This window comes from Prevotella conceptionensis 9403948, assembly GCF_000312305.1.
Classification (GTDB): Bacteria; Bacteroidota; Bacteroidia; order Bacteroidales; family Bacteroidaceae; genus Prevotella; species Prevotella conceptionensis.
The window spans coordinates 71,128-80,948 of the sequence record NZ_HE999445.1; the positions used below are offsets into that span (position 1 = coordinate 71,128).

Sequence of the window (9,821 nt, forward strand, 5' to 3'; positions counted from 1 at the left end):
GTTATTGATTTTCACCTATAAAGTTACAAAATAATAGTGAGATTACCAACTTTTTAGGGAACTTTCTTATCCCGAACTGGCGTAACAATACGTGTGGGGAACGCAAACGAGCACGGCATTCGATTATGCCAACTATGTAGCTCCTAACGGAAACAACAAGCCCAACAATCCTAACGAACCCAACAAACCAGACGAGCCCAAAAAGCCCGAAAACCCAGGCAACGAGACCACGCCACCAGCAGGCGCAATGGTGTTCCACAAGGTTACATCGACTAGCGACTTGCAAGCTGGCAAATATTACCTTATCGTTAACGAGACGGCTAAGGCGGCTTTGAGCGCAACAAGCAAGAATGTCCGCGCGCATGCTACGGTAGAAATTGCCGGAAATGCCATCACAACAGAAGTGAATGCGAATGGAAAACCACACGCGCTGACACTTGGCAGAACGGTTGGGAACTATACGTGGTTTGATGCCACTGAGAAAAAGTACTTGGCTTACACGGGTCCGAAGAACTCACTAAACAATGCAAACGATGCAACGGCAGCCAGTGCCCAATGGCAAATAAGCATAGACAGCGAGGGAAATGCTGTTATCAGCAACAAGCAAGCCACCGTACGTATGATTAACTACAATAGCAGCCAACCGCGTTTTGCATGCTATATGGAGTCGAATAAACAAGAACCCATTCAGCTGTACGTATCAACCGCAACGACAGACATCCGTAACCTGCCGCAAGTTGAAACAAATGGAGTGAACGTTTATTCCATCGACGGCCGCCTGATACGCGCCAACGTGCAACAAGAGGATGCCTTAATGGGTCTGCCGAAAGGCATGTACATTGTCGGCAAAAAGAAATTTGTGGTGAGATAAGGCAAAAGCCTGTGGCGTAAGTGCACCGCTTTACTTGTACGCGGCCGAAAAAGGAGAACCCCTTGTTGCCTTTGTTCGGGACAGCACGCTTGCCATTCTCGAAACAAACCAATCCGCAAGCCGCACCAATTATGCCGAACAACCAACCCTAATATAAACCCAAGCAGGTTGGGACATTTACACTACTATGCGTTGTTGTTGGCCTATCAAGACACCCCGTGTCGCGACAATAGGCTAACAACAACGCAACAATAAAGCCAACAAAGATATTTTTTTAGAACCAGCCTATACGGAGAAAGACATCTTATCGTGTGATGCCCTGCACTACTCCTTATTATATAGGCGCGCGAAAGCACACTCATCAAAGCATCGCTGATAAGGGTACGCACCAAAGCGTGGACATCATACCACGCCCATTTACTTCCGCCTGACTTGTCGCCTACCCCTTAACGGTTTTTTATTGGTGGGCACACACACTTTGCTCATCTGCCAATTAACCTCTACAAGCAAAGGAGCTGAGATGGAAGTGGCCTCTTCCCCGTTCAAGTTCAAAAGCAGCTTGAGATGTTTCTCGCGAAAATCTTGCAACAGTTCTTTACCTTTCGTTGTTTCTGTTTGCGACACAAACAAGGCTGTATAGGCACTCCGCAACATCTCAACAGACGTTAATCGCGGCGATTGAGAGCAGTCCCAACGATCTATTTCCATTAACGCTTGTTTCCATATCTCAAAAACTTCCTCGCAAAACTTATCCCTTTTGTCCTTCATGTTGATGCCCAACAGGCGGCCACGTTCTGCATCAAAGAGCCAATAAGGCGGATGCCAAAGATGCTTTTCTATAAAGTTCAGCGTGCGATGCGCCACGGCTGGGGGTTCGATAACGAAGATTAGCGAATCTGCAGAGGGGGCGACGCGTTTGCCAATAAAGTGCGCCATTACCTGGCGTAGCATGTCGTAATAGTGTTCTACAAGCCCTTCTTGGCGGTCGCGAAAGCGGCTGCGCTCCACACTGTCGCGCCAAATCCAATTGGTTGAGTCGGCACATAGCAGGCGTAAGTTCTCCTTACCTTGTGCATTAACGGCCAAATGGTCGTTCCCCAAGTCTTCTGCTTGCGCCATAACATCTAGTCCGTCGCGAAAAGCCAGCAGGTTATCGGCCTGCGATTTCTTCGTCCAACGTTCGCGGTTTGCCTGTCTTTCAGCCGCATCCTTACCAGGAAAAAGGCGGTAAGCCCATTCTATCGCCCAGTGGTCGTACACGCCAAGTCGTGCAATACGGTTGCGCAAGCTTGCCTTATCCGTAGGCCGAAGGGCGTAATTGCACCGCACGTAGTCCATGATCGTGGTTGTTATGCCATTGCGCGTGAGGAAAGCGTTACTTCGAAGGCTGTCTATTGAGAAATGCGACGACCCGAAGAAGTTGTGTTCTAAGCCCAAAGTGTGGCCCACTTCGTGCGTAAGAACCATTTCAAGCAACACATTCATCACCGAATCGGGCAAGTTTGCCTGTCGCCCCACAGGGTCGTTGGCTCCACATTGTACAAAATACCACTGCCTAAGCAGGTCTAACACCCCACTAAACACACCAATATGGCAGCCCACCACTTCGCCAGCGCGCGGTTCGCACGGCGTAGGGCCATAGGCATTGCGGAAAGCAGACTCTTTCCAAGAGATAAACGGCACGCCAATATCGTAGGGGCAGAAGTCGGAATTGGCCGAATCGGCTGGTGCGAGCTGCGCATCAATGGCGTTTTTAAAGCCTGCCTGTTCGAATGCAGGCTGCCAATTGCGCACGGCTTGCATTACGGCAGCACGATATTGCGGCGGCATTTGGCGGTCTACATAAAACACGATGGGGCGTACGGGTTCAACTAGTTCGCCATTTAGGTAGCGTTGGCGCAACGCAGGCGGCACTTCCAGCCGCCAACGCTTAACGAACGCGCGTCGACGGGGTGCACCCTTGGCATCGTAACATGTGCGATTGATACGAAAAAAGGCTCTAGAATGCGCCTCCACAGGCTCTATTGACTGTTTAGGCAGCAGTGCAATGCACACGCCCGTCCGCCAAAGGTCGGCTTGCGAGGTTGTATCGTCAGACTCCGTATCACTAAACAGCGACTTCCGTTCGTATTTACGCGAAATCTGAAACAAGAAACGGTCGGGCTTTACGTCTATCCGTTCAATCTTATCAAACTGCTTTTGCTTTTCTCCCAGTCGCAAATCGTAGTACGCAATGCCCAGGGAGAATAGCGGAAAGTCCTTAAACCACTCGCCCACTTCAACCAAAAGGCTGTTGGGCGAGCGTTGCACAATGGGCAGACGGTCGTAAAGTCGGGTGGTAGGACTTTGCAATGCCAGGCGCGAAAACACCGAAGTGCTGTCTACCAACATACGCTTGTACTGCGGATGCGTAATCCATAACTTGTCGCCATGCTCCTCTATACCGAAGAAAACAGGGCCAATCATATCGCCAGCATAACCCCACTTGGGTCCTTCCTTGGTTGTTATTGTCTGTTTTGGGGCGGTTAATACGGTGAGCGACACCACAAATTCGCGCCCCAACAGCGTGTCGGGGATTTCCCAATAAAGCCGCTCGCCCACCTTATATGTGGTGAACAGACCATGAGAAACCAACGCTTGGGGATTGTTTGCGAAGAAACATGGAGCCGTTTGCGCCTTAGCCGCAAAAGACAACAAGGCAGAAAAAACAACCAAACACAATCTACGATACATGATGACAGATGTTGACAGCATACGCAAGAAACGCTCGCCGATGGCGAGAAGCCAACAGACGGGCGTTTCTATACATGGCCTTTATTCGTAATTAAATGCGATGTCGACTATTTTTCCAAAGGGCAGACTGCCGTTGCCATAAACAAAACTGGCGTTAGAAGTACGTGCCAAGTCGCCGGCGGCCGTGAGTTTCAGTTCTACCACCGTACCTTTATCGCCCTGATTATAGGCCACGCCCAACGTCGTACCTAGTGTTTCTGTTGTTTCGCGGTCCTTAAACTTCGCGCAAACCACTTGTGCATCGGCAGGTGCAGCATATATTTCCACCACCTTATTGCGCTTTAAGTCTATGCGATACACCTTATTTGCGGCAGCCATAAAGAGCAAATCGGCCGAATAAGCATAACTTGCAGTAAACTTAGCGGTCTTTACATTCACCTCGCTTGGCATGTCTACGGTGTATTTAGCTGCACAAAATGGCTCCGTGCTACGGCAGCTGAACTTGAACACGGTTAGCTGTTTGCCTGCATTGTTATAGCCAACAGCATATAGCTGATTGCCAAAAGCACCACCTGCCACAATGTCGGCAATGGTCAATTCGGCAGGTACATTGTCGGGATCAAACACATTTACGTAGGTGCTTCGTTGCCCAACGGGTTTCAATTCTACGCCCCTATCGGTCCACGAGCCGTAACCCTTGCGTAACGAAACCGATGATTTGGGTGTACCATAGAAGTCTTGCAAGCCCAAAGAGCCGCGTTTCAAGAAACGATGGGCATACGAATCGTAGAAGTACAGGGCGTTATTGCCAGCCCCGTAAGCCGAGATGGCGGGGTACTTGTCGCCCTCTTTGAGCGAATAAGGCACGCACGCGCCATCCATGTGGGCAAAGTAGGCCTTGCCGTTATTAACAAATAGCTCGCCGTGGGTGTCCATCTTATAATTTCCTATCTTTATAGGCGTACCCTTGGCAATGGGTTCGAAGAGTATTTTGTCTGTGGAATACTTTACGGCAAGCGTGCTAGGCGTAACAAAAGCCACGCCTTCTGTGGTGGCGATTACCATACCAGGATTGGCCGTAAAGCCTACAAAGCCGAACAAACTGGCAGCCTCCTTGTTTCCATATATCTTACGCGCAGCCACGGCCAATGGCTTACCGCTAAGCGGGAAAGGCTCGTTGCGTTCTGATTGGTAGACATCGGCAAACACAAAGTGGCCTTCGGGCGTGCCTTCAACGGCTCCCAACTGGGCCTTTCCACCTTGCTCGTACAGCACAAACCAACAAGGGTTGAATGGTTTCACTATTTTCACCTGCGTTGTTTTAAACCATTGCGTGCCGTTAAGCTTATCTGTCACAACAAGCAGCAGCCCGATGTTGTCTGCTTGCCCCGTCTTCACGGTCACTTTGCAAGTTTTTCCCTTGGCGTAAGGGGTGTAGTCGGTCATCTTATCCGACAAGGCCTTGGCACCTTCTTTGGCTATCAGCCATTGAAAATCGAGGTTCTCTTCGCCCGTTTCTTTCGTTTGCACAATGGTTGGCGTAAGCGTAACCTCCACATCATCCGCCTTCGGCATGCGCACTTGCTGTTCGGCAAGTTCTATGGTAACGCCGTTCACATCGTGATAATCGTAGTTTCCCTTATCTTCGTAGCATCCGGCCAAGGCAAACGCCAAGACAGATGCAAGAATTGTTTTCGCGAGTTTTGGTTTCATTATCGTTTTCTTATCGTTTATTATTTTCTCCCCGAATGGCCGTTCGCATCGGGGTTTACACTTTATGGTAAAAAGACTAGGCATTGCCTGCAACAGCCTGTAAGCAACAAACAGCGGCACCATGTGCACACTTTTAATCGCTACAAAGGGTCTTGTACTGCCACTACAAGAGGCTTGTACTGCTGCTACAAGGGCCTTGTACTGGCACTACAAGGTGCTTGTAGCCCCAGTACAAGCGGCTTTGTATTGACCCATTACTCATTGCCAGAGGGATTTATAAATCCAATTACCTGTCCCATATAAGAACTAACTTATGGCATTTCAAAAGATAAAGGCGGCAAGGAAGTTGCCATCACATCCCCGAAAGCCACACACGTACCTTGCCTAGAACGATATGACATTGCCGTCATCATCCAGTATGTCGGGCTTTCCAGCCTTCACATATTCCTCGTAGGCTTTGGTAACGGTTTCATAATCGTCGTAAGAAATGTTAGAATAGGCCTTGCCCAGCACGTCCATCATAAAGATGTACTTGCCATTGCTGTACTTTCCCCAATCTCCTTCTTCCCAATCATAAGGCCTCAACCGCCAGCGCACGTTCACCAACATTTGGTGTTTCTCCACCAGTCCCTTGTCGAACTGATGGGCAGCGTTGCCCAAATCGAACGCCACATAACAACCGAAGGCCCTGTTTCCCCATTTCAGGTCGGGGCGTTTCACGCGTAAACGATAGGTTTGGCAAACGGTATCGAGGGCCGAATAGGTGTACTTGTCGGCCAATTCCAGTTCGGGTGCGGCCTCATATCCTTCTGCTGGCTGCACTTTCAGGCAAAAATCGCGTGGCGCATTGAGGTGTACACCTTGTATGCGCACCTCAAAGCTGTCGGTTTTAAACGCCGTTTTCTTTATGTAATCGGTGTCTACAAACTCTATAATACGTTGACTCCACTCAAAGTTTAGGCGTGGCGACTGGTCGTAAAGTTCTATTTCGTTTTGCTTGCACCCCACAAAAGCGGCTGATGCAAACAGCACGGAGAGTATATATAAGATGTGTTTCATACCTTTTTACGCTTAATTGTTGTTACCATGTATCGTTTCTCCGTCGGGCAGCGGTATTTGGTATTGCGCCTTGGCCATGCTCTTCACCGCACATCCCAGCCATGTTTCATAGTTGTGCGCTTTGAGGAAGAAGAAGAGTTTGCCCTCGGCAAAGAACTCCTTGCGATACTCTTTCATGATTTCGTTGATGCGTTTGGTTTGCGTTCTGCTAACACCCGGCATGGGTTCAGGGTCGTCGTAATGCTCGGTTCGTATCTCGTCGGTAAACGATATGCCGCGTGCAAAGCGCACAGCGTTAAGTGCATCGGCGCTTTTCTGCGCATTGGGTTCGCACTCAGCCACGATATAATACATTTCTGGCAAGCGAATTAGCGGTATGGCATTTGCCCCAACATAGCCGTAAGCCTCCTTCAAAGGCTTTTGATTGTACTTACGGCAGAAGGCCACAACGTCGCTACTGCCCGTAAGTTCGAACATTTCGGGCAGCTTGCGCCAGTCGGTTACGCCTGCGCCAGCGGTTTCGTAGAACTCGTTGAAGTTGTCTTCGCTAGTGGTATAGTGCATGTCGCTGCGCTTACCCTCGGCATCCATGTGGTTAGCCGTAAGCAACTTGTCGAGTTCGTGTATCGAAATGCCGAAGATTTGTTCGCTATAACGGATGGAATTATAGTTGGCGGCCGACTGCGCATCAATGAGTTTGAAATGCTCGTTGGCGTCAATCACCTCGCGCGCATACTTCACGGCCAAGGCTTTGCTTTCGGCATCGCCCTTATAACAGTACACCCTAGCCAGCATGGCCTTAACGGCAAAGAGGTTCATGCGGAACTCGCGGTTTACCAAAAAGCCGTTCTTCTGCTTGTACTCCTCGTCGTCTGTGTCGGTGAAGAAGTCGAGCGGGTCGGATGTTTTGAGCAAGTTCTCTGCCTCGTGCAGGTCTTTCAGCACCGCATCTACCACCGCTTGGGCAGTTAACACGGGCGTTGGCACGCGGTTGTATGTGGTTCTATAAGGTATGGCCTTTGCGTTGGGCTCCTCTTTATATATAGGTCCGAAGAGGCGCAACAGGTCGAAATGCAAAAAGGCACGCAAGCCCAAGGCCTCGCCGCGTATGGTTTCGTAATAGCGGGGCGTTACCAGCACGTTGCGTTTGGTCTCGGTATAGCCGATAATGTTGTTCACATTGGCGATGACATTATAGAGATCGGCGTATATGGCGTTCTTTTTCGACTTGAACTTATTATCGTAATCGTACACGAAACTTTGGTCGAAAACAGCCGAAGTCTCGTATCCGGGATAGCCCGTGTACAGTGCGCCCAACTCGTCTATGTAGCCATAAGAGAGGTCGGCGCCGTAAAGCGTGGCCGAACCAAGCTTGATGTACACGCCCGTAAGGGCATCTTTAAAGCCCGACTCCGAGCTAAACTGTTTATCGGTGGGTATGGAGGTCTTGGGTTCTACGTCTAACCAGTTGTTACAAGCGGTAAGTCCCAACATCGCCACCAGCAATAATATATGTATTTTCTTCATCATTGTGTCCTACTTAAGTTAAAATCCGACGTTGAGCGAGAATATAAATTGGCGTGAGAAAGGATAACTTGTACCCCTTTCGCGCTTAACGGTGGAGAGGTAGAAGAAGTCTTCCATGTTGAAAGCGAGCCTTGCCGAGTTAATGCCCACGCGTTTAATTAAGGGTGTATTGTTGCGGTCCATGCGGTAATAGAGCGAAAGCGAACTGCCTTGCAGCACGTTTTCGTCCATGACGAAACGCGAAGTGGCCTTCGTTTCCGACCCGCGGGGGTTTATTTCGCGGAACATGGCCCTGTCGCCAGGCCTTAGCCATCGTAGTTGCGTTACTCGGCGGTCGGCATTATATTTAAGATTGGCGTTTTCAACCTTGTCGATGAGGGTTTGATTGTACACTTGTCCGCCGAAACGATACAGCATACTCACGTCGATACCCCAGCCCATGTAGGTGAACGAGGTGTTGATGTGGCCTTGCCAAGTTGGTTCGGTGTTGCCAACAGGCACTGCATCCTTCGCATCCCAGTTCACTGCGCTGGTCATTTCGCCGTTGCGTTTCAGCAATACCTCGTTGCCCGATGCGGGGTCGATACCCAACGAGCGCACCACCCAAATGCGATTAACCGACTGTCCCTCTTCGTAGCGCGGCAAAGGGGCGTTTTTCAGGTTGCCAGCATTCACTTCGTTGATGTGGCGCATGGCCTCTGATATTTCCAACAGCTTGTCTGCATTGTGCGATCCGTTAAGGGTAACGGTCCAATACGACTGTCGTGCCACGTTGCGATAAGGTATGGCCGAGAGCGTTAGTTCCCAACCTCGGTTTTCTAGCTTACCGATGTTCTCCGGATATTGGGCAAAGCCCACCGATGGAGCAAGGCTAACCATTGTTATCATGTTGCTGGTAACCTTACGATAGTATTCCACGCGTGCGGTAAGCCGATGGTCTAGCGCGCCTAGTTCTAAGCCGAAGTTTAGGTTGCGCGTTGTTTGCCACTTCAGTTTCTCGTTGTGCATGGCAAGTATTTCGCTGCCTGTGGCATCCGAGGAGTAATAGGGCAAAAGCAAGTTGGCGTAGGTGTAATAGCCGTGAGCTTGGTAAGGGTTGAACCCTTGCGAGCCCGTTGTGCCATAGGTGGCACGCAGCACGAAGTCGGAGAGCCACGACAAGTTGGCCAAGAGCGACTCTTTCTTCACGTCCCAACGCAAACCCGTTGACCAGAATGGTGCCCAACGGTTGTCTTTGCCAAACTCTGACGAACCATCGAGTCGCAAGTTAAAGTCTACCGAGTACTTATACTTATACGAATAGCCGCCGGCCACTACCCATCCAATACTTCTGCTGGTGGTTTCAATGCCGTCTACCTTCTCGTTATACTTCTTTCCGAAGAGCAAGTTGTCCATATTGTCGTTGGGAAAGCCCGTAACATAGTTGCCGTATGTTTCTCGGCTATGTTCTTGAACGCTCATTCGGGCATTGGCCGTTATGTAATGGTCGGCCAATTGCTTGTTCCAGCTACCCGTAAGGTCTACGCCCCACTTCACCAACTCGCTTTGGCTGCGGCGATAATCGCCTCGCAGCGTAGGATCGGTTTGTCCATCAAAGGCCGTATGCTGTGCAGGACGGAACTTATCTCGGTTGCCTACGCTCTTCGATAGCGAGAAGGCAGCCTCAAAACGCAGGTCTTGCAGGGGCGTATACTCCACTTTAAACAGTTCGCGCACGCTGAAATTCTTACTTCGGTCTTTGCTGTTGAAAGTGGTGTTGTACATCGGATTGAGGTAATCTACTTCTCCGCCCAATCCTGAAAAGTCGTCAAGGCGTTTCAGCAACTCGCCATTTTCGCCATAAGGTTTAAGGTATGGGTTGAGTTGGGTGTACTGGTCGAAACTTCCCCAAGGCGATTCGTCGGCCGTAGAATTATCT

Annotated in this window: 5 protein-coding genes and 1 pseudogene; 1 reads left to right on the forward strand and 5 read right to left on the reverse strand. The window is 50.0% G+C overall.

The features are described 5' to 3' along the window. The first annotated feature begins 91 nt into the window (after positions 1-91). Entirely contained in the window at positions 92-871 is a 780-nt protein-coding gene (locus tag BN93_RS04675) for a T9SS type A sorting domain-containing protein (RefSeq protein WP_232211106.1), read from the forward strand. Positions 872-1,288: 417 nt separating this feature from the next. Here the strand turns inward: BN93_RS04675 and BN93_RS04680 are convergent, their stop codons facing one another. The 5 genes and pseudogenes from BN93_RS04680 to BN93_RS04700 form a co-directional block, all read right to left on the reverse strand. Next, positions 1,289-3,604 carry a zinc-dependent metalloprotease gene (locus BN93_RS04680; RefSeq protein WP_019187186.1) on the reverse strand — a complete coding sequence of 772 codons (2,316 nt, stop codon included), beginning with the start codon at positions 3,602-3,604 and terminating at the stop codon, positions 1,289-1,291. 81 nt (positions 3,605-3,685) lie between these two features. Further along, complete coding sequence (locus BN93_RS04685; protein WP_044259958.1) at positions 3,686-5,317, reverse strand: PKD-like family lipoprotein; 1,632 nt, start codon at positions 5,315-5,317, stop codon at positions 3,686-3,688. A 384-nt stretch (positions 5,318-5,701) separates the two neighbouring features. Then, a complete protein-coding gene (locus tag BN93_RS04690) occupies positions 5,702-6,376 on the reverse strand; it encodes a DUF4843 domain-containing protein (protein WP_044259863.1) in 675 nt (224 codons plus the stop codon). A gap of 12 nt (positions 6,377-6,388) precedes the next feature. Continuing rightward, positions 6,389-7,906 (reverse strand): RagB/SusD family nutrient uptake outer membrane protein, encoded by a 1,518-nt coding sequence (locus BN93_RS04695; protein ID WP_044259864.1) that lies wholly within the window; start codon positions 7,904-7,906, stop codon positions 6,389-6,391. A 15-nt stretch (positions 7,907-7,921) separates the two neighbouring features. Beyond that, a pseudogene (locus BN93_RS04700) lies at positions 7,922-9,821 on the reverse strand (SusC/RagA family TonB-linked outer membrane protein); the annotation flags it as partial.

Bases quoted from the DNA above. Each gene is read 5' to 3' on its own strand.
- BN93_RS04680 (WP_019187186.1), bottom strand. From the start codon at position 3,604: ATGTATCGTAGATTGTGTTTGGTTGTTTTTTCTGCCTTGTTGTCTTTT.
- BN93_RS04685 (WP_044259958.1), bottom strand. From the start codon at position 5,317: ATGAAACCAAAACTCGCGAAAACAATTCTTGCATCTGTCTTGGCGTTT.
- BN93_RS04690 (WP_044259863.1), bottom strand. From the start codon at position 6,376: ATGAAACACATCTTATATATACTCTCCGTGCTGTTTGCATCAGCCGCT.
- BN93_RS04695 (WP_044259864.1), bottom strand. From the start codon at position 7,906: ATGATGAAGAAAATACATATATTATTGCTGGTGGCGATGTTGGGACTT.